The sequence below is a fragment of the Pantoea sp. PNT03 genome (assembly GCF_014852515.1).
Classification (GTDB): domain Bacteria; phylum Pseudomonadota; class Gammaproteobacteria; order Enterobacterales; family Enterobacteriaceae; genus Pantoea; species Pantoea leporis.
The window spans coordinates 210,524-229,988 of the sequence record NZ_JACVBT010000001.1 but is presented as its reverse complement, the minus strand read 5'-3'; the positions used below and the strand labels follow the sequence as shown (position 1 = coordinate 229,988).

18 protein-coding genes are annotated in these 19,465 nt (G+C 55.0%); 9 read left to right on the top strand and 9 right to left on the bottom strand.

Translation table 11 applies throughout. The features are described from left to right. Nucleotides 1–396: 396 nt before the first annotated feature. The 4 genes from IB226_RS01095 to IB226_RS01080 all read right to left on the bottom strand — a co-directional run bounded on the left by IB226_RS01095 (nt 397) and on the right by IB226_RS01080 (nt 2,990). Nucleotides 397–678, bottom strand: coding sequence for a membrane lipoprotein lipid attachment site-containing protein (locus tag IB226_RS01095; protein ID WP_008101319.1), 282 nt, complete (start codon nt 676–678; stop codon nt 397–399). Nucleotides 679–931: 253 nt separating this feature from the next. Continuing rightward, entirely contained in the window at nt 932–1,735 is an 804-nt protein-coding gene (locus tag IB226_RS01090; RefSeq protein WP_192233107.1) for a hypothetical protein, read from the bottom strand. A 9-nt stretch (nt 1,736–1,744) separates the two neighbouring features. After that, nucleotides 1,745–2,197 (bottom strand): universal stress protein, encoded by a 453-nt coding sequence (locus IB226_RS01085; protein WP_101763602.1) that lies wholly within the window; start codon nt 2,195–2,197, stop codon nt 1,745–1,747. Between the two features lie 7 nt (nt 2,198–2,204). Beyond that, on the bottom strand, nt 2,205–2,990 hold the full coding sequence (locus tag IB226_RS01080) for an IclR family transcriptional regulator (RefSeq protein WP_008101326.1): 786 nt from the start codon (nt 2,988–2,990) through the stop codon (nt 2,205–2,207). Between the two features lie 150 nt (nt 2,991–3,140). Here IB226_RS01080 and IB226_RS01075 point away from each other — a divergent pair, with 150 nt between their 5' ends. From IB226_RS01075 to ypdK, 3 genes are all read left to right on the top strand, one after another. Then, nucleotides 3,141–4,742, top strand: coding sequence for an MFS transporter (locus tag IB226_RS01075; RefSeq protein ID WP_110866532.1), 1,602 nt, complete (start codon nt 3,141–3,143; stop codon nt 4,740–4,742). A 5-nt stretch (nt 4,743–4,747) separates the two neighbouring features. Beyond that, nucleotides 4,748–5,776 (top strand): HlyD family secretion protein, encoded by a 1,029-nt coding sequence (locus IB226_RS01070; RefSeq protein ID WP_192233105.1) that lies wholly within the window; start codon nt 4,748–4,750, stop codon nt 5,774–5,776. Nucleotides 5,777–5,978: 202 nt separating this feature from the next. Further along, nucleotides 5,979–6,050 (top strand): membrane protein YpdK, encoded by a 72-nt coding sequence (ypdK, locus tag IB226_RS01065; protein ID WP_099686956.1) that lies wholly within the window; start codon nt 5,979–5,981, stop codon nt 6,048–6,050. A gap of 41 nt (nt 6,051–6,091) precedes the next feature. Here ypdK and alaC read toward each other — a convergent pair whose 3' ends face one another. Both alaC and IB226_RS01055 read right to left on the bottom strand, forming a co-directional pair. Continuing rightward, on the bottom strand, nt 6,092–7,330 hold the full coding sequence (gene alaC / locus IB226_RS01060; RefSeq protein ID WP_008101332.1) for an alanine transaminase: 1,239 nt from the start codon (nt 7,328–7,330) through the stop codon (nt 6,092–6,094). A 118-nt stretch (nt 7,331–7,448) separates the two neighbouring features. Then, on the bottom strand, nt 7,449–7,973 hold the full coding sequence (locus IB226_RS01055; protein WP_137386234.1) for a GNAT family N-acetyltransferase: 525 nt from the start codon (nt 7,971–7,973) through the stop codon (nt 7,449–7,451). 419 nt (nt 7,974–8,392) lie between these two features. Here IB226_RS01055 and IB226_RS01050 point away from each other — a divergent pair, with 419 nt between their 5' ends. Beyond that, the gene (locus IB226_RS01050; RefSeq protein ID WP_110866529.1) at nt 8,393–10,084 is read left to right on the top strand and encodes a sensor histidine kinase; all 1,692 of its coding nucleotides are present in this window, start codon (nt 8,393–8,395) and stop codon (nt 10,082–10,084) included. Further along, nucleotides 10,081–10,806 carry a LytTR family DNA-binding domain-containing protein gene (locus IB226_RS01045; protein ID WP_101763596.1) on the top strand — a complete coding sequence of 242 codons (726 nt, stop codon included), beginning with the start codon at nt 10,081–10,083 and terminating at the stop codon, nt 10,804–10,806. The genes IB226_RS01050 and IB226_RS01045 overlap by 4 nt, the downstream gene beginning before the upstream one ends. A gap of 31 nt (nt 10,807–10,837) precedes the next feature. Here the strand turns inward: IB226_RS01045 and glk are convergent, their stop codons facing one another. After that, nucleotides 10,838–11,803: a glucokinase gene (glk, locus tag IB226_RS01040; protein ID WP_101763595.1), complete on the bottom strand. Its 966-nt coding sequence runs from the start codon at nt 11,801–11,803 to the stop codon at nt 10,838–10,840. A gap of 160 nt (nt 11,804–11,963) precedes the next feature. Then, on the bottom strand, nt 11,964–13,616 hold the full coding sequence (locus IB226_RS01035; RefSeq protein WP_192233103.1) for an alpha-keto acid decarboxylase family protein: 1,653 nt from the start codon (nt 13,614–13,616) through the stop codon (nt 11,964–11,966). Nucleotides 13,617–13,829: 213 nt separating this feature from the next. Here IB226_RS01035 and mgrA point away from each other — a divergent pair, with 213 nt between their 5' ends. After that, nucleotides 13,830–14,819, top strand: coding sequence for an L-glyceraldehyde 3-phosphate reductase (gene mgrA, locus IB226_RS01030; protein WP_101763593.1), 990 nt, complete (start codon nt 13,830–13,832; stop codon nt 14,817–14,819). 158 nt (nt 14,820–14,977) lie between these two features. Continuing rightward, nucleotides 14,978–15,334 carry a DUF2502 domain-containing protein gene (locus tag IB226_RS01025; protein ID WP_101763592.1) on the top strand — a complete coding sequence of 119 codons (357 nt, stop codon included), beginning with the start codon at nt 14,978–14,980 and terminating at the stop codon, nt 15,332–15,334. A 45-nt stretch (nt 15,335–15,379) separates the two neighbouring features. Here IB226_RS01025 and IB226_RS01020 read toward each other — a convergent pair whose 3' ends face one another. Next, a complete protein-coding gene (locus tag IB226_RS01020) occupies nt 15,380–16,621 on the bottom strand; it encodes an Nramp family divalent metal transporter (protein WP_192233101.1) in 1,242 nt (413 codons plus the stop codon). A 369-nt stretch (nt 16,622–16,990) separates the two neighbouring features. Here IB226_RS01020 and IB226_RS01015 point away from each other — a divergent pair, with 369 nt between their 5' ends. Further along, nucleotides 16,991–18,181, top strand: coding sequence for a NupC/NupG family nucleoside CNT transporter (locus tag IB226_RS01015; protein WP_101763591.1), 1,191 nt, complete (start codon nt 16,991–16,993; stop codon nt 18,179–18,181). Nucleotides 18,182–18,373: 192 nt separating this feature from the next. Next, nucleotides 18,374–19,462, top strand: coding sequence for an LLM class flavin-dependent oxidoreductase (locus IB226_RS01010; protein ID WP_192233099.1), 1,089 nt, complete (start codon nt 18,374–18,376; stop codon nt 19,460–19,462). Nucleotides 19,463–19,465 lie beyond the last annotated feature (3 nt).

The following is a 19,465-nucleotide window of genomic DNA, read 5'->3' as shown; positions in this document are numbered from 1 at the left end:
TTATCAGGCATTCAGCTTATTCCGATTGGTTTATTTTACCCCGCGACTTTTTTAGCATTTAATTGACACACTCCGTAATACATTCCGTAATAACTCTACATTTCCTGCATCTTCACTCCACTATTCCCCTGTAATCTGGCGTCATTGGAACAGAGGAGGACTCTCCATGAAGAAAGTGATTAAGCTTGCATCGGTTGTAGCCATTATGACGATGTTGAGTGGCTGTATTATCGATCATCATCGTGGAGGCGGCGGCCCAGGCTGGGGCCATCATGGTGGTGGCGGCGGCTGGCATCATGGGCACGGCGGTTATGGACACCGCAGATAGTTGGGCAAAGCACACACAGCAAATAATAAGAAAATAAAAAGGGCGGGAAATTATCCCGCCCTATTTTTTTAGCTTTTTACCGCGTAATTACATTGATACCAGGCTTTCTTTAGTCCGGGCAAATGGCTATTTTGCGACGGCAGTGATTCCACCTTATCAAATCCACGCTGACTGCAATAATTAGCAAGGTCGATCTCCATTGCGTCTTTATTCAGCGTGTGCGGATCGTAACGATACTGCACGGTATTTGAGCTGGTATCTTCATCAACACGCTCAAATCCTCCTGGTTTGCTGACGCTACAACCCGCCAACATAAAAAGCGCCAATGCGCTAATAAGCATTTTTTTCATTAGGGTTTCCTCTTGAGCGTTGCAGTCTAAAAGGCAACGCCGCGCTTATCTATAGGAATAAAGCGCGAAATGTCCGGGATTAGTGAAGCTTTCGCCAATCAAATCGATAAAACCAAACGGTTTCACTTATCAAGGTAAGGGTGCGATTATCTGTTCAGACAAAACGAAGTCTGCACCACACCAGGTGAATTAATAATAAACATACTGATAATGACCTTCATGCCCGCGCTGAGCGGGCTTTTTTTTTTGCCTGCTAACCGGTAAGGCTGACCATCTTACGTAAAAGATTGGCCGCTTGTTTGTCAGGCAATGCGAGAATGCCGCTGTAGAGATCAATCGACATCGCGCACATTGCGCCGCGATCAACCGCGGTATCCGCTGGCATATTCAGCTGTTGCAGCCTATCGCCCCACTTGCCATACAGTTTTTCCACCACGCTTTGTAAATCGCGCTGCGCCGCAGCCTGATCCAGCGGCTGTTCATTGCCGGTACTTTGCTGCAGCAGCGTTTCGAGTGCTTGCGCATCGCGCTGATTCAGTTCCGGTGACAGCACCTGTTGCAAATTGACGCCGCCATTCACCTGCGGATAGAGGAAACGAAAGCAGCGCTGCGGTTCCTGCTGCTGCAACGCCTGCATCTCCTCGACCGAGACGCGGATGTAATCAATGATCGCCGCATCGCTGGCGCGCGTCAGACGCTGATTAACCAGATCCATCAACCAGCCGCGCATATCCCCCAGCGCCTGATTGGCGGGAACACCTTCCAGCCGTTTATGCAGCAGCTCGCGATTAAGCAACTGCCACAATGCGGGTTCCTGAATTTTTAGCAGACGATAACCGGGCGCAAGGCTGAGTTGGGTTGCGACCTCTTCCATCAGCGCCTGCCGCTCCTGACGTGGATGAAGCCAGCTGAACCACAGTAAATTCGCCAGTATTAGCGGCAAGATAAATAACAGCACGCCTTGCCACTGTCGCAGCGAGGTGGTGCGCACCAGCAGAATAATAATGATCGCCAGCAGCGCGAACGCCGCTAGCGTAATCGGAAAAAGCGAGAGCATCGAGCGGGGTTAATCCTTACGCACATCAATTAAAACGGGGCAATTGGCGCGTTCAATTACCGCAGCGCTGACCGAACCTTTCAGCAGACGATTAAACGGCGACAGATGACGGCGTCCCATGATGATCATGCTGGCATGCAAAAGTGTGGATTGCGCCACAATGGTTTCCGCCGCTTCCCCCGCCAAAATCAAACCCTTTGCCGCCACGCCCGCGCGCAAAAGCGGCGCCAGCGCGTGACGCACCACCATTTCGGCGGTGTTCTGCTCATCTTTCGCTGCCACAAAATCATCCGGATCTTCACCGGCATCAATCTCTATCGGTTGATTGCAGGAGGAGTAAGCGGGATCAACGCAGCACAGCACCGTGACCTGTGCCTGATGCGCCAGCGCTTGTTCAATGGTCAACGCAATCACTTTTTCCGCCACCGGAGAGTTATCGATGGCCATCAGCAAGGTTTTCATCAGTTGGTTATCCTTCCACAGCGGTCATTTTGCCAATTTCACGAATCAAGGCGTCTTTGCACTTGATGATTTGCTCACGATAATGCGCTTCCTGCTTATGAAAACGCGCGGTCGGCACCAGTAATGAGATGGAGAAGCGGCCAAACAGCGTATCAATGGCGACCGCCATGGTCGAAATGCCCTCCAGCGTCTCACCGCGATCAATCGCCAATCCGCTGGCGCGTACCTCGGCAATCAGCTCCAGCAATTGCGGCAGCGTTTTCACCGTCATCTCGGTTAACTCTTTATAGGCTTCGCCCACCATCACGCGCACATCTTCATCGCTCTCCAGCGCCAGCAACGCGCGGCCGCCCGATGTGCTGTAAAGCGGCAGATTCAGCCCGATGCGCGGCACCACGCGCAGTTCGCGCGAGGCCACCACATAATGCACGATAGCCAGCTGCGTGCCGCTGGCCCGCGCCAGCGATACCGTTTCATTAATCTCTGCAGAGAGTTGTTCGAGGAATGGACGCACGATTTCCACCACGTCGCTGTGCACGCTGGAGATCAGCTTGAGCAGCGCCGGACCAAGACGTAACCCGCCGGCACCGCTGCTGCGCACCAGCTGTGCGCTGTCCAGCGCACCAATAATGCGCTGCACCGTCGAGCGCGGCAGATCAACCACCTGCGCAATTTCACCCAAACTCATGCCGCCGGGATGCTCACCCAGCGCGTTCAGAATTTTTGCCGCACGCGCGATGACCTGAATGCCACCCGCTTTTTCATCCTCACGGCTTGAGGGAAGTTCAACCATGATGCGTTCCTTTTTGGCCTGCCCTACTTTAACGCGAATGATCGCACTTTTACACCCTGTATCACATTGCAATACAGCATATCGATATGTAAGATGCCATCTGTATCACATCGCAATACACTGCATCAACACTATAACGAGAAGCCTGCTATGAACGCCCAGCCCATTGCGGCTCCGGCCCCCCATCCGTTTACTCTGCGCCTGGCGCTGGGATTGGTTGGCGTGCTGATTGCCGCGCTCACATCAGGATTAAACGATCGCGTCACCGATATCGCGTTAGCCGATATCCGCGCTGCCATCGGCATCAGTTTCGATCAAGGCAGCTGGATCATCTCCGCGTATCAGGCCGCTGAAGTTGCGGCAATGATGATTGCGCCCTGGTTCGCCGTCACCTTTTCGCTGCGCCGCTTTGCGCTCACCGTCTCCGCTGGTTTTATGCTAAGCGGTCTGCTGCTGCCGCTGATGCCTAACGCCACGCTGTTTATCGCCTTGCGCGTGGTGCAGGGGTTATTTGGCGGCGCGCTGCCGCCAATGCTGATGACCGTTGCGCTGCGCTTTCTGCCGCCGCCGATCAAATTATACGGTTTAGCCGGATATGCGCTGACCGCCACCTTCGGTCCGAATATGGCCGCTTCGCTGGCGGCGTTCTGGACCGATGACGTCAGCTGGCTGTTTGTCTTCTGGCAAGTGGTGCCCGCCATGCTGATTGCCATGCTGCTGATTAGCTGGGGTTTGCCGCAGGATCCGCTGCGCCTTGAGCGTTTTAAACAGATCGATCTGTTTGGCATGCTAACCGGCTGTTCGGGTATGGCGCTGCTGATCCTGGCGCTGACGCAGGGCGAGCGACTCGACTGGCTCGAATCGCCGTTATTTTGCGGCCTATTATTCAGCGCGCTGGCGTTGCTGACTGTGTTCTTTATTAATGAATGGTTTCATCCGCTGCCGCTGTTCAAATTGCAGATGCTGGGGCGGCGCAATCTCGCGCACGGCTTGCTGGTGCTGGCGGGCGTGCTGATTCTGTCGCTGTCAGGTTCGGCGCTGCCGTCGGCCTATCTGGCGCAGGTGCAAGGCTTCCGCACGCTGCAGTTCGCCCCGCTGGCGTTGACCATCGGATTGCCGCAGTTGCTGATCGCGCCTTTTGTTGCCGCGCTGCTGAATATTCGCTGGGTGGATTGCCGCTGGATGTTGACAGCGGGCGTAGCGCTGTTGGTGACGTCCTGCCTGATGGGCATGCACATCACCACCGATTGGGCGCGGCAGAATTTCTGGCTGATTCAGATTTTGCAGGCGTTCGGCCAGCCCATGGTGATTTTGCCGGTGCTGATGAGTGCCACCAGCGTGGTTGCACCACCAGAAGGCCCCTTTGCCTCGGCGATGTTCAACACGGTGCGCGGTTTCTCCAGCATCGCCGCCAGCACGCTGGTGGAATGGTTTATCAGCCACCGTGAAAAATTCCACTCCAACGTGCTGGTCGATAGCGCCGCCAGCCGTTCATGGCTGATGACGGCGCCGAACAGCGCACAATCCAGCAGCAGCGTGCCGTTGCTGCCGGACGGCAGCGTCAGCAGCGCGGAAAACCTCAGCGGCTTCGCCACCTTGCTGAAACAGCAGGCGATGGTGCTGAGCCTGAGTGATTGCTACCAGATGCTGATTGCCTTCGCCGCCCTGCTTTTACTGTTAACCGCCTGGTTGCCAAAACGCGTGTGGCCACCACAAACACTGATTCAACCTGTTACGACGACGTCGAGATAATTGATATGCAAGCTTTTGCTTTGAAGAGAACGGTGCTGTTGAGCACCTTATTACTGGTGTTATTAGCGATGGCTTTTTTTGTCTGGTCATCAATGACCGGCAACGATCACCGCACCACCGATGCCTACGTGAATGCCGATTACACGCTGGTTGCACCGAAAGTTTCCGGCTACATCGCCAGCGTCAACGTGCAAGACAACCAGCGCGTGAAGGCCGGCGAACTGCTGGCGACACTCGACGATCGCGATTTCCGTGTGGCGTTAGAGACCGCGCAGGCCAATTTGCAGGTCAGCGAGGCGAAGCGTTTGAGTAGCCAGGCGCAGCTGGAACAGCAGCAATCCACTATCGACCAGGCGAAGGCCACGTTAGCGGCGAGCCAGGCTTCCGCGCAGTACGCCGGACAGAGCGCCGCGCGTTACAACCAGCTGTATAAAAGTGGCACCATCGCCGCAGACGATCAGCAAAAAGCCAACTCAACGCAGCGATCCGCTTCGGCTACCGTCCGCCAGAGCGAAGCGGCGCTAGCTTCCGCCGTCAAGCAAGTTGGCGTGCTACAAGCTGCGGTGCGTCAGGCCGCTGCCGATGTCGCTGCCGCGCAGGCCAGCGTCGATCAGGCGCAGCTCAATCTTTCCTACACGCGGATTGTGGCGCCGGTGGATGGCATGGTCGGTCAGCGTTCGGTGCGCCTCGGCGCCTACGTTAGCGCAGGCACGCGTTTGCTGGCGGTGGTGCCGCTGCAGCAAACCTATATCACCGCTAATTATCTGGAAACCCAGCTGGCGGATGTGCAGCAAGGGCAGAAAGTGAGCGTGAAGGTGGATGCCTTGCCAGGCAAGGTATTTAGCGGCCGCGTCGACAGCATTGCTCCGGCGACGGGCGCGACCTTTTCCGCCATTTCGCCGGACAACGCCACCGGCAATTACACCAAAGTGGTACAGCGTTTACCGGTGAAAATTGTGCTCGATGAGAACCAGCCGGATCTGGCAAAACTGCGCGTGGGAATGTCGGCGATACCGGAGATTGAGACCCGCTGAAAATGTGAGCAATATCTCAGAAGTGGCCTATTTATTTTTGGGACAAATCCGCGTAAATTAGCCCTCGATCCTGTTTCGGGCTTGCCTGGAGCGACCTGAGAAGAAAGCGTGTAGCGATGATGAACTCCACCTTTCTCTTATTCTGTTCGGGTTACGCGGGTTTGGGATCGCCCGCCGGGTAGCCGCTCAGAGGAGTTGTTTTGTGAGATACGCTTTGATGGGAATATCTTTCTTCCTGTTGCTTTGGGTCGGTACTTTTGTACTGATGCTGTAGAGCCGCCAGGCGGGGCGACGCTGAGTCGCCCCACTTAATGGTTATTCCTCTTCTTCTTCCAGCGCTTTCACCGTTCCCGGCAAAATGCCATCGGCACGGAACATCGATTTAATCCCCCGCACCGCCTGACGAATACGATCGCTGTTTTCAATCAGCGCGAAACGCACGTGGGTATCACCGTAATCACCGAAACCGATGCCCGGCGAGACGCACACTTTGGCTTCCTGCATCAGTAATTTGGCGAACTCCAGTGAGCCAAGATGCGCGTAGTGATCGGGAATTTTCGCCCAGACGTACATCGACGCCTTCGGCAGATCGACCATCCAGCCCGCTTCGTGCAGGCCTTTCACCAGCACATCGCGGCGGCGTTTGTATTGTTCAGCGATATCGCGCACGCACTGTTGATCGCCTTCCAGCGCCGCAATCGCCGCGACCTGCAGTGGCGTGAAGGTGCCGTAATCGTGATAACTTTTGATGCGTGCCAGCGCGGAGACCAGCTCTTTGTTACCGACCATAAAGCCGATGCGCCAGCCCGCCATGTTGTAGCTTTTCGACAGGGTAAAGAATTCTACCGCCACATCACGCGCGCCTGGCACCTGCATAATCGACGGCGCTTTCCAGCCATCGTAGGTGATATCAGCGTAGGCGAGATCGTGGATGACCAGCACGTTGTACTGCTTCGCCAGCGCGATGACGCGCTCAAAGAAGTCGAGCTCAACGCATTGCGCTGTAGGGTTCGACGGGAAGCCGAGAATCATCATTTTCGGTTTGGGGTAGCTTTCGCGAATCGCCCGCTCCAGCTCGTTGAAGAAATCAACGCCCGCTACCAAAGGAACAGAACGCACCTGCGCGCCGGCAATGACCGCGCCGTAAATGTGAATCGGATAGCTGGGGTTCGGCACCAGCACGGTGTCGCCGTGATCGAGCGTGGCCAGCATCAAGTGCGCCAAACCCTCTTTGGAGCCGATGGTGACTATTGCTTCCGATTCTGGATCGATCTCTACCTGATAACGGTCTGCGTACCAGCGCGAAATCGCGCGACGCAAACGGGGAATACCTTTCGAGGTTGAGTAACCGTGCGTGTCTTCGCGCTGCGCCACCTGGCAGAGTTTTTCGACGATGTGCGGCGGCGTGGGGCCATCCGGATTGCCCATCGAAAAATCGATGATGTCTTCGCCGCGCCGACGCGCAGCCATCTTCAATTCAGCGGTAATGTTAAAAACATACGGGGGAAGGCGTTCAATACGCGAGAAACGACGGGGTGTGCTGTTATCAGCCATGATGTCCTCTGGTTTACGTAAGCGCCCGGACCGTCCGAGCGACGTGGGTCACTGTGGTGACCGCACCAAGAACATAACGCGCTGATAACAAGATTGTCGAGAGCAGACGGAAATTTTTTTAATGTTGCGGATTCAGGCGGCCAAACACCCAATCGCTTACCCATTGGTCGTTTAGCAGATAATTATCCCGCAGCGTACCCTCAAGGACGAAACCATTCTTCTCAAGAATGCGGCGCGACGGCCAATTCCCCTCAATCACCATCGCTTTCAGCTTATGAAATTCTGCCTGTAGCAAAAACTGGCACAGCGCGTCGAGCGCTTCACTGCCATAACCCATTCCGGTAAACGCCGCGCGCAGCATGTAACCCACTTCGGCCTGACGATAAGGATGCCACTCGGCGCTGCAGCCAAACAGGCCAATCGGCTCGCCGGTTTCCCGGATGCGCGCCACCAGACACAGCATATGAAAACTGCTCGCCTGCCACGGCGCCAGACGCTCAGTAAAGCGTTGACGAATATCGTTTTCATCCGGAATTTCACTGACCCACGTCATGGTCGTGCGGTCCTGATGTACCGCTTTGAAAATCCGCCAGTCTTCAGGTTGAAGCCGACTGAGGGACAAACGTGGCGTGAGTAATTGCATGGCTAAGCTCCCCTTTTTATCCGGCAACATAGCAAACCGGCGTATTGACAACCAGCGTTCGGCGCACGCTTTCGCTAATCCTCTTTTTGTTACTCAAGTTTTCCTCTTTTTGCAGAGGTCGCCATTTATGGCGTAATGCCGATCAGTTAAGCACCTAATCAAATCATCGCACATTCCGTAGCGGCGCGATTTATCGCGCAATGAATTGCGCCGCTACAATGTGTGCTCGCGGTAATTAAGAGTTTTCATGTCTTAACTGATGAGCATTACGCCATTTATGGCGATCAGGCATGCTCAAAATTGATCCCGGCTACGAGAAAGGTCTGCAGATTGCCGTGAGGCTGGCGGATCGTGACCACATTTTTTATCATAGCCTCCCGTTTCTTGCCTGAGAGATGCCCTTGCCTTCCCACTTCGACATGCTGCTGGCGGTTTTTGACCGCGCGGCGCTGATGCTGATCTGTCTGTTCTTCCTCACGCGCACGCGGGTGTTTCGTCAGCTGTTGCAAAAAGATGAGCATTCGGTGCGAGAAAAACTGGTGGTGACGGCAATATTCTCGCTGTTTGCGCTGTTCAGCACCTGGTCAGGCATTAACGTCGACGGCTCGCTGCTCAATGTGCGCGTGATTGCGGTGATGTCCGGCGGCATTCTGTTTGGTCCGTGGGTAGGCATCGCCACCGGCGTGATTGCCGGTTTGCATCGCTATCTAATTGATATGGATGGCGTCACGGCGGTGCCTTGCCTGATCACCAGCATCATTGCTGGCATCGCTTCGGGCGTGATTAATCGCCGGGTGAATAAAGAGCAGCGCTGGCGCGCCGGTATTCTTGGCGGCATGTTGTGCGAAAGCCTGACCATGCTGCTGATTGTGCTGTGGGCCAAGCCAATGACGCTGGGACTGGCGATTGTGTCCGAGATTGCGCTGCCGATGATTTTGGGCGCATCGAGCATCGGTTTAATCGTGCTGCTGGTGCAGAGCGTCGAAGGTGAAAAAGAGGCGATTGCGGCGCGTCAGGCCAAGCTTGCGCTGGAGATCGCCAACAAAACATTGCCGCTGTTTCGCCAGGTTGATAGCCAGTCGCTGCATAAAGTGTGCGATATCATCCGCACCGACATTCACGCCGATGCGGTCGCCATCACCAATAACAAACAGATTCTCGCCTATGTCGGTTACGGCGAGCAGAACTATCACAACGGCGATGATGCCATCAGCCCGACCACCGCGCAGGCGATCGCCAGCGGTAAAATTATTATTAAAAACAACGACGAGGCACATCGCACCAAAGATATTCACTCGATGCTGGTTATTCCCCTTTGGGAAAAAGGGGAAGTGACAGGCACGCTAAAAATCTATTATCGCCGTGCGCATCGCATCACCGGGTCGCTGAAAGAGATGGCGATTGGGCTGTCGCAAATCATCTCCACCCAGCTGGAAGTCTCGCGGGCTGAACAGCTGCGTGAGATGGCGAACAAGGCAGAATTGCGCGCACTGCAGAGCAAAATTAACCCGCATTTCCTGTTTAACGCCCTGAATGCTATTTCCTCTTCGATTCGCCTTAATCCGGACACCGCGCGCCAGTTGGTGATCAATTTGTCACGTTATCTGCGTTACAACCTCGAACTCAACGATGACGAGCTTATCGATATCAAGAAAGAGTTGTGGCAGGTGAAGGATTACATCGCGATTGAGCAGGCGCGTTTCGGCGATAAGCTGTCGATGATTTATGACGTGGATGAAGATCTGCACTTCACGCTGCCCAGCCTGCTGATTCAGCCGCTGGTAGAGAACGCGATTGTGCACGGCATTCAGCCTTGCCGCGGCAAAGGCGTAGTGACGCTGAGCGTGAAGGATTTAGGCGATCGGGTGCGCGTTGCGGTGCGCGATACCGGTGATGGCATCAGCGATGATGTGATGAGCCGCGTGGCGCGAAACGAGATGCCCGGCAACAAAATTGGTCTGCTGAATGTGCATCATCGCGTTAAGCTGCTCTCCGGCCAGGGCTTGGTCATCACCCGCCATCATCCCGGCACGGAAATCGCCTTTACGCTTAGCAAGAATGGCCAGCGGCTGCCTGCCCCGCTGCGCCCCACCACGGAAACCGCCACGTGAAAGCCATCATCGTTGAAGACGAGTTTCTCGCCCAGCAAGAGTTAAGCTGGATGATTCAGCAACATAGCCAAATCAGCGTTGAGGCCTGCTTTGATGATGGGCTGGAAGTGCTGAAATATCTGCAGAACCATCGGGTGGATGTGATTTTCCTCGATATCAACATTCCTTCGCTTGATGGCATGCTGCTGGCGCAAAACATCAATCAGTTTGCTCATAAGCCACTGATTGTGTTTATCACCGCGTGGAAAGAGCATGCGGTTGAAGCGTTTGAGCTGGATGCGTTTGACTACATTCTCAAGCCGTATCATGAGTCGCGCATCATGACCATGCTGCAGAAACTGGAAGCCAGCGCGCAACAGCAGTTGCAACCACAAAACGCAGCCACCAGCTCGCCACAAACCGTCAATCTGGTGAAAGATGAACGCATTATCGTCACCGATATCAACGAGATCTATTACGTTGAGGCGCACGAGAAGTTGACATTTGTGTATACGCGGCGCGAAGCCTATGTGATGTCGATGGTGATCAGTGAGTTTTGCAGCCGTTTGCCGGAACAGCAGTTCTTCCGCTGTCATCGCTCTTACTGCGTCAACCTGAGCAAGATTCGTGAAATCGAGCCGTGGTTTAACAATACCTATTTGGTGAAGTTGCGTGATTTGGATGCGCAGGTGCCGGTGAGTCGCAGCAAGGTGAAAGCCTTTCGGCAGTTGATGAGATTATAAGGCGAACGGCGGATGCCGCTCGCCTGCGTGTTTACAGCTCGCGGCCCAACACCTGACGCAGGTGCGCACCGGCGCCGAGTAAGCCCGGCTGATCGTGGGTGATCATATATACCGGAATATCGACCAGGTAATCGCGGAAGCGACCTTTATCTTCAAATGCCGCGCGGAAACCGGAGGCTTTAAAGAAATCGAGGAAGCGCGGCACAATACCGCCCGCGATATAAACGCCGCCGAAGGTGCCCAGATTCAGCGCCAGGTTGCCGCCAAAACGGCCCATGATCACGCAGAACAGCGACAGCGCGCGACGGCAATCAATGCAGGTATCTTTTAATGCGCGTTCGGTGACATCTTTAGGCTTGAGGTTTTCTGGCTCACGCTCATCTGACTTCACAATGGCGCGATACAGATTGACCAAACCGGCACCGGACAGCACGCGTTCCGCCGAAACGTGGCCAATCTCCGCGCGCAGCACTTCGAGAATTTCACCCTCTTCTTCGCTATTTGGCGCGAAGTCAACGTGACCGCCCTCGCCCGGCAAGCTGATCCAGCGCTTATCCACGTGCACTAAATGGCTGACGCCGAGGCCGGTACCCGCACCATAAATCGCGATAGGCTTGCCTTCAACCGGCGCTCTACCGCCGAACTGAATCACTTCCTGTTCGCTCAGCATCGGAATCGCCATCGAAACGGCGGTGAAATCATTGATGATTTCCAGGCTTTCCAGCGCCAGATGCTCTTTCATCACTTTGGTCGAGAACGCCCAATCGTGGTTGGTCATCTCCACCCAATCGCCGGTAATCGGACAGGCAATAGCGATACAGGCGTGCTTAATGTCCTGTTTTTGCTCGTCCAGATAGTGGCGAATCACCGCTTCGAGATTGTCGTAGTCTGATGTTGAGAAGGTTTGGGCTTGCGAGATAGCGCCGTTTTCTACCTCACACAATGCGAGACGGGCATTGGTACCGCCCACATCGCCGACCAGGGCGTATGTTGTCATTCTTCTGCTGCTCCGCTTGGGTCATAAACAATTGCAGGACACTATAAAAGCCTGCCAATAAAACAACAACGCCCACCTGCACGATGGGCGTAATCCATTCAAAGATGCTGCACAGCCTACCGATCACCTGCCCGACTTCCCAGCGGCAACTTTCCGAAATTTAGCCACTATTACGCTGATGCAGTGCGGCGGTGACTTTACGTAGCAGCGGCGGCAAGTCCTGTTTGTCCATCACCACTTCCACCAGCGACAGACGTCGATTCCGCATCAATTGTTCCATCACCGCGTCGAGTTGCACCGTTTCGCTGACGCGCCAGCTTTGCGCCGCACAGTGCTGGCTCAGCGCCTGCGGTAGCGCGGTCCAGTTCCATTGCGCGATATCATTGTAACGTTGCTCAGCACCGTGAATCGCGCGCTCAACGGTATAACCATCGTTATTAATCAAGAAGATAATCGGCTGCTGGCCGTCGCGTAGCATCGAACCTAACTCCTGAATCGTCAGCTGCGCAGAGCCATCGCCAATGATCAGGATGACCCGCCGATCTGGCTGCGCGGTTTGCGCACCAAAAGTGGCGGGTAAAGTATAGCCAATCGATCCCCACAGCGGTTGCACCAACAGTTGTGCATCCTGCGGTAAACGCAGCGCCGCCGCACCAAAGGCCGCAGTGCCTTGATCGGCAAGGATAATATCACCGGGTTGCAGGAAGCGCTGCATCGCCTGCCAGAATGCCTGCTGACTGATTACCGCCGCAGCAATTTGCTCACTTTCCTCGCACTCAGGCGCATCTGCCAGCCGCCAGTGCGCGCAGTGACGCTGATAAATCGGCGTCAGCGCCGCCAGCGCCTGCTGCATGCTCAACGGCGCAAACACCTCGCCAGCGACCGTGGCCTGAAACGGCTGCAGATCGATCACGCGCTCGGCGGGCAGATTTTGTGTGAAGCCGGCGGTTAAGGTGTCGGTAAACCGCACGCCGACGCACAGCGTAACGTCGGTATCTTCGATGGCCTGACGCACCGCCTCGCTGCTGCCTTGCGCGGCGTACGTACCGACGAAGCCCGGCTGCTGCTCGTTCAGCACGCCCTTGCCCATCAACAAGGTGGCGGCAGGAATCGCACGCAGCTGGCGCAACACCTCAAGCTGTGGCTGCAACTGCCAGCGTGAGGCCAGGAAATCGGCCAACAGCGCCACGCGCTGTGCTGGTGCCAGCAAGCGTTCTGCCGCATCGGCAAAGGCCACGGCAACCTGCTGATGGTTATCTGCGGCTGTGGCTTTTTCCTCTGATAGCGAAATCTCAGCCGCCGCCACATCCACCGCCAGCAATAAATAGCCGGGACGATGTTGCGTTAGCGCCTCGCTGATAACGCGATCAATCTCAGTCACTGCGTTTTCCGCCGTCAGCACCGCCGATGCCACACTCACTTCCTGCGCCATACGCAGGAAGTGACCAAAATCGCCGTCGCCCAGCGAATGGTGAACACAATCGCCCTGCTGTTGCGCCTGACTGGCGGGCGCGCCAACGATATGAATCACCGGCACATATTCGGCATAGCTGCCGGCGATGCCGTTGATAGCGCTGAGCTCGCCGACGCCAAAGGTGGTCAGCAGTGCCGCCGCACCGTTGCAGCGCCCGTAACCATCCGCCGCATACGCCGCATTCAGTTCATTGGCACAGCCAACCCAGGCAATGTCGGGATGCACAATCACGCTGTCGAGAAATTGCAGGTTGTAATCGCCGGGCACGCCGAACAGATGACGGATGCCAGCTTGCTGTAATCGGTGCAGTAAATAATCGCCAACGTTCGGGTTTTTCATCGACAGCTCCTTGTTAAGGGGATAATCACGAGTATTAGCGATGTGGCTGAATTGGCGAGATATTCATCATCGTGGCGTGGTGATTTGTGGCAAGCATTCGTTACGACGACAGATAATTCTGTAAGTTGCGATCTTCGGCGCGTTTCGCCTTAGTGTAAACGCATACACTGATATGCTGATGTCACTTTCTCCCCTATGAGACAGGAACGCTGCATGAGTGCTTTTCCCCATCCCGAACGTTATCAACAGATGCAATACCGCCGCAGTGGCCGTAGCGGCCTGAAGTTACCGGCGATTTCACTGGGTTTGTGGCATAACTTTGGCGACAGTACGCGCGTCGATAACAGCCGTGAACTGCTGCGCCATGCCTTTGATCGCGGCATTACCCATTTCGATCTCGCCAATAATTACGGCCCGCCGCCGGGATCGGCGGAATCCAACTTTGGTCGCATTCTGCGCGAGGATTTTCAGGGACTGCGTGACGAGCTGGTGATTTCAACTAAAGCCGGTTACACCATGTGGGACGGCCCATACGGCGATTGGGGTTCGCGCAAGTATCTGATTTCCAGTCTCGATCAAAGCCTGAAGCGCATGGGATTGGAGTACGTTGATATCTTCTATCATCACCGCCCCGATCCCGAAACGCCGCTGGAAGAGACCATGCGTGCGCTGGATCAGGTGGTGCGTCAGGGCAAAGCGCTGTATGCCGCCATCTCCAACTATCCGGCAGACAAAGCTGCCGAAGCGATTGCGATTCTGCGCGACCTCGGCACGCCTTGCCTGATCCACCAGCCGCGTTATTCGATGTTTGAACGTACGCCTGAGCAGGGTTTGCTGGATGTGCTGGGCGACAACGGCGTTGGTTGCATCGCCTTCTCGCCGCTGGCGGGTGGCGTGTTAACCGACCGCTATTTGCAGGGTATTCCACAAGACTCGCGCATCGCCAGCGGCAGTAAGTTCCTGAATGAAAACCAGCTGACGCAAGAGAAGATGGAAAAAGTGCGTCAGCTGCAGGCGATTGCCCAACAGCGCGGCCAGAAGCTGGCGCAGATGGCGCTGAGCTGGGTGCTGCGCGATGCGCGTGTTACCTCGGTGCTGATTGGCGCCAGTAAAACCGCGCAAATTGATGATGCGGTTGAGATGTTGAGCCAGCCGGAACTAAGCCAGGATGAGATCGACGCTATCCACAATATCTTAGTGTAAACGTTTACCGCCCGGCATTGGTCGGGCGTTTTCCGCAGCAGAAAATTCTCATTTCAGATTTCCCTCAGCGTTTTCAGACTGATTCTCAAGGCTTCCCTGGTCCGATGTGGCAAACTAGCGCAACGGTGGCAGTTATAAGCTACTGAAAAGGAGAAGTTATGAAACGTGCCATTTTGTTTGCCGCCTTGCTGGCAACCTTATCCCCGTTGGCTATCAGCACAGCACAAGCCGACAGCGCCACCATCAATTTGGGTCCGGGCGTTACGCTGCATCTCGGCGATCGCGATCGTCACGGTAATTACTGGGACGGCGGTCGCTGGCGCGAGCCGCGCTGGTGGAACGATCGTTATCAGTACAACGATCATCGCTGGTGGCGTCACGAAGAGTGGAAACGTCATCGCGCCTATGAACGTGAGCGCGAACGCCGCTGGCATGAGCGTGAACGTCGTGAACATCACCGCCACGATCATCGCCATGATGATCGTCGAGGTCACCACGATCACCATCATCACTAAACAAAAAATCCCGCACAATGGCGGGATTTTTCTTTTCTCTGGCAGTTACCAACCGAGCGCTTCGCCGACCAGCAAATAGAGATTGAGGGCGATCACCAGCACCACAATCAGCCGCCCGGCATTTTGCATCAGACGCGAGTTCACCATCTCATCGCCCATCAATTCGCGGTTGCTGGTAAAGGAGAGCAGCGGAATCAGCGCCAGCGCGATACCGAAACTCAACAGCACCTGACTCATTACCAGAATGCGCGTGGGATCCCAGCCCGCCCAAATTACTATAAAAGAGGGCAACATGGTGATAGTGCGGCGGAACCACAGCGGAATGTGGAAACGGATAAAGCCCTGCATCACCACTTGTCCCGCCAGCGTGCCAACCACGGTTGAGGAGAGACCGGCAGCCACCAGACTCAAACCAAACACAATTGCTGCCGCTTCACCCAACAGCGGTTGCAGCGTTAGGTATGCCTGATCGAGATCGACGATGCTGGAGTGACCGCTAAAGTGAAACGCCGCGGCGGCGGTGGCCATCATCGCCAGATTCACAAAGCCAGCGATGGTCATGGCGATAGCCACATCCAGCTTGGTTGAACTGTAACGTTGCGCCTTGCTGCCTTTATTGCCGTGCTGCGTCAGCGCCGAGTGCAGATAAATCACGTGCGGCATAATGGTGGCGCCTAACACACCAGCAGCGAGGAATACCGCATCCGATGTTGGCAGCGATGGCAGCGCCATGCCAACCACCAGCTCACTCACTTTAGGCTGGGAGAAAAACAGCTCCACAATATAAGCCGCCGCTACAAACAGCAGCAGACCGCCAATCACCAGTTCCAGCGGCTTCTGCCCGCGACTTTGCAGCATCAGAATCAGGTAGGTCGCGATACCGGTTAACACCGCACCCTGCAGCAGGGAAATGCCAAGTAATAGCTTGAAGCCGAGCGCCGCGCCGATAAATTCAGCGAGATCGGTGGCCATGGCGATGATTTCCGCCTGCACCCAATAGAACCACACCGCCGGGCGCGGGAAGCGATCGCGGATGTGTTCTGCAAGATTTTTGCCGGTAGCAATGCCCAGCTTGGCGGACATCAGCTGGATCAGCATCGCCATGACGTTGGCCCACACCACCACCCATAACAGCTTGTAGCCGTAGGCGGCGCCGGCCTGAATGTTGGTCGCGAAGTTGCCGGGATCGATGTAGCCAATCGCCGCAATAAAGGCCGGGCCCAGCAGCGCGAGTTTGATCTTTCTGGCTCCGCGAGCGGCGCGCTCGGCGGTGCGGCTTTCTAGCATAGTTTTACCCTGTCCTAATGCTTGTTGACCTGTCCAGATTAAGGGTCATTCAAGGCAGATGAAATTTGGTTATAGTTATTGTAGTAATAGATGGTGCTATAAAGTATAGCCATTGCTATACATTGCGGTAAAGTCAGTTCTTGCTAAAAACAAGTGCAACGCAAAAGACTCTACTCTTGGGTTATTTTATAGACAATGTTTTTGTGGATATTTCTTGTGATGAATTTGTAATAGGGTTGTGAGCGGTCAGACTTATCTGAGAAAAAACGCGATAGCGAATACTTATAATGTGGTTTTGATCTCGTTTTTAAGTAACGCGTTACATAGAATACGCAACAAAATACAACCCTCCTCAAATTTGGAGCCGACATGTCCCATGTTTTGCATTTTCTTTTAGCACTAGTGGTGGTAGCGGTGCTGGCCTTGCTGGTCAGCCACGATCGTAAAAGCATCCGTCTTCGTTATATCGTTCAACTTCTGGTAATCGAAATTCTGCTGGCCTGGTTCTTCCTGAACTCCTCCATCGGTCTCGGCTTTGTGCAGGGCTTCGCAGGTTTCTTCGATCATCTGCTCAAATATGCCGCCGAAGGCACCAACTTCGTGTTTGGCAATATGAGCGAAAAAGGCCTCGCTTTCTTCTTCCTCAACGTGCTTTGCCCCATCATTTTCATCTCTGCGTTAATCGGTATTTTGCAGCATTTCCGCATCTTGCCGTGGGTGATTCGCGGCATTGGTACCGTGCTGTCCAAAGTAAACGGTATGGGCAAACTGGAATCCTTTAACGCCGTGAGCTCTCTGATTTTGGGACAGTCAGAAAACTTCATCGCTTATAAAGATATCCTTGGCAAAATGTCACAGCGCCGTATGTACACCATGGCAGCGACTGCCATGTCGACGGTTTCGATGTCAATTGTCGGCGCCTACATGACCATGCTGCAGCCAAAATATGTGGTGGCCGCGCTGGTATTGAACATGTTCAGCACCTTTATTGTGCTGTCGCTGATAAACCCGTACCGCGTGGATAGCGAAGAAGATCTGCAACTGCAGGACCTGCATAAAGGCCAGAGCTTCTTCGAAATGCTGGGCGAATACATCCTCGCCGGTTTTAAAGTTGCGATGATTGTTGCCGCAATGCTGATTGGTTTTATCGCCTTGATTACCGGTCTGAACGCGCTGTTCGACCTGATTTTCGGCATCAGCTTCCAGGGCGTGCTGGGTTATGTGTTCTATCCATTTGCGTGGGTGATGGGCGTTCCTTCACACGAAGCGCTGCAAGTGGGCAGCATCATGGCCACCAAACTGGTTTCCAACGAATTCGTGGCAATGATGGATCTGCAGAAAATCGCCGGTCAGCTGTCGCCACACTCGGAAGGTATTCTTTCTGTGTTCCTGGTCTCCTTTGCTAACTTCTCCTCTATCGGGATTGTGGCGGGCGCGATTAAAGGTCTGCACGAAGAGCAAGGTAACGTGGTTTCACGCTTCGGCCTGAAACTGCTGTACGGTTCAACGCTGGTGAGCGTGCTGTCAGCCGCTATCGCTGGTCTGGTATTGGCCTTCTGATATACGGGGCGAGCTGCGGCTCGCCCTTCTGTTCTTAATTATTTCAATCGGTTCTAATCCGCGTCGCTTCCGCTTTTCCCCCGCTATCACCCGCTTCACAGTTAAACGCAAAACCTTTGCACAATATTGAATTTCCGTTCACACCGCCTGCGCCCGTAGTTTTTCTCCATGACGTCACTTCAGGAGAACCGCATGAGCATTCAATTCCTAGGCATGATAGGCCACCGCCTCGCTTCCGAAATCATTCCGGCTAGCGGCCCGCTGTTCGATAAAGAGTACATTGCGCGTTTTGCGCGGGCGCACGAAGACGCCGGTTTTGATCGCATTCTGGTGGGCTATTGGTCGGATCAGCCGGATGGTTTTCTGGTCACCGCGCACGCGGCGGCGCACACCTCGACGCTGAAATTTTTGCTGGCGCATCGTCCCGGCTTTGTCTCGCCGACGCTAGCGGCGCGCAAACTGGCTTCGCTTGATCACCTCACTGACGGTCGCTTAGCGGTGCACATCATCAGCGGCGGCAGCGATGCCGAGCAGCGCCGCGACGGTGACTTCCTCAATAAAGCCGAGCGCTATGCGCGTAGCGATGAGTTCCTCACCGTATTGAAGCAGAGTCTCGAATCCGCGCAGCCGTACGATCATCAAGGCCGGTTTTATCAGGCCGAGCAGGCGTTCTCAGCCATCAAACCGCTGCAGAATAAACTGCCCATCTATTTTGGCGGATCGTCGCAGGAGGCGATTGATGTTGCAGCACGCCATGCCGATGTGTTTGCGCTGTGGGGCGAGCCGCTGAAAGGCGCGGAAGAGACGGTACGCAACGTGCGTGCCACTGCCGCCAGACAGGGCCGCGAAATTAACTTCAACATCTCGTTCCGGCCGATTCTTGGCACAACTGAAAAAGAAGCCTGGGAACGTGCGGAGCACATCCGCGCCACGGCTGAAAAACAGCTTAACGAAAGTGGCTTTGCCTTTGGTAAGGCGAAGCCGCAGAGCGTTGGCGCGCAGCGTTTACTCGCCGCCGCCAATGAAGGCGATCGTCTGGATAAAGTGCTGTGGACCGGCGTCGCAAAACTGGTTCAGGGCGGCTACAACTCCACTGCGCTGGTGGGAACGCCGGAGCAAGTTTCCGATGCACTGCTGGAATATTATCGCCTTGGCATTCATAGCGTGCTGATTCGCGGCTTCGATCCGCTTAACGATGCGGTGGAATATGGTCGCGAGCTGATTCCGCTGACGCGCGAGAAAGTCGATGCGCTCTCAGCCGCCGATAAAAGGAGCGCCTGAAGC

What these genes read in the sequence shown, in the direction of transcription:
- IB226_RS01095 (WP_008101319.1), bottom strand. Translation starts at nt 678, where the DNA reads ATGAAAAAAATGCTTATTAGCGCATTGGCGCTTTTTATGTTGGCGGGT.
- IB226_RS01090 (WP_192233107.1), bottom strand. Translation starts at nt 1,735, where the DNA reads ATGCTCTCGCTTTTTCCGATTACGCTAGCGGCGTTCGCGCTGCTGGCG.
- IB226_RS01085 (WP_101763602.1), bottom strand. Translation starts at nt 2,197, where the DNA reads ATGAAAACCTTGCTGATGGCCATCGATAACTCTCCGGTGGCGGAAAAA.
- IB226_RS01080 (WP_008101326.1), bottom strand. Translation starts at nt 2,990, where the DNA reads ATGGTTGAACTTCCCTCAAGCCGTGAGGATGAAAAAGCGGGTGGCATT.
- IB226_RS01075 (WP_110866532.1), top strand. Translation starts at nt 3,141, where the DNA reads ATGAACGCCCAGCCCATTGCGGCTCCGGCCCCCCATCCGTTTACTCTG.
- IB226_RS01070 (WP_192233105.1), top strand. Translation starts at nt 4,748, where the DNA reads ATGCAAGCTTTTGCTTTGAAGAGAACGGTGCTGTTGAGCACCTTATTA.
- alaC (WP_008101332.1), bottom strand. Translation starts at nt 7,330, where the DNA reads ATGGCTGATAACAGCACACCCCGTCGTTTCTCGCGTATTGAACGCCTT.
- IB226_RS01055 (WP_137386234.1), bottom strand. Translation starts at nt 7,973, where the DNA reads ATGCAATTACTCACGCCACGTTTGTCCCTCAGTCGGCTTCAACCTGAA.
- IB226_RS01050 (WP_110866529.1), top strand. Translation starts at nt 8,393, where the DNA reads ATGCTGCTGGCGGTTTTTGACCGCGCGGCGCTGATGCTGATCTGTCTG.
- glk (WP_101763595.1), bottom strand. Translation starts at nt 11,803, where the DNA reads ATGACAACATACGCCCTGGTCGGCGATGTGGGCGGTACCAATGCCCGT.
- IB226_RS01035 (WP_192233103.1), bottom strand. Translation starts at nt 13,616, where the DNA reads ATGAAAAACCCGAACGTTGGCGATTATTTACTGCACCGATTACAGCAA.
- mgrA (WP_101763593.1), top strand. Translation starts at nt 13,830, where the DNA reads ATGAGTGCTTTTCCCCATCCCGAACGTTATCAACAGATGCAATACCGC.
- IB226_RS01025 (WP_101763592.1), top strand. Translation starts at nt 14,978, where the DNA reads ATGAAACGTGCCATTTTGTTTGCCGCCTTGCTGGCAACCTTATCCCCG.
- IB226_RS01020 (WP_192233101.1), bottom strand. Translation starts at nt 16,621, where the DNA reads ATGCTAGAAAGCCGCACCGCCGAGCGCGCCGCTCGCGGAGCCAGAAAG.
- IB226_RS01015 (WP_101763591.1), top strand. Translation starts at nt 16,991, where the DNA reads ATGTCCCATGTTTTGCATTTTCTTTTAGCACTAGTGGTGGTAGCGGTG.
- IB226_RS01010 (WP_192233099.1), top strand. Translation starts at nt 18,374, where the DNA reads ATGAGCATTCAATTCCTAGGCATGATAGGCCACCGCCTCGCTTCCGAA.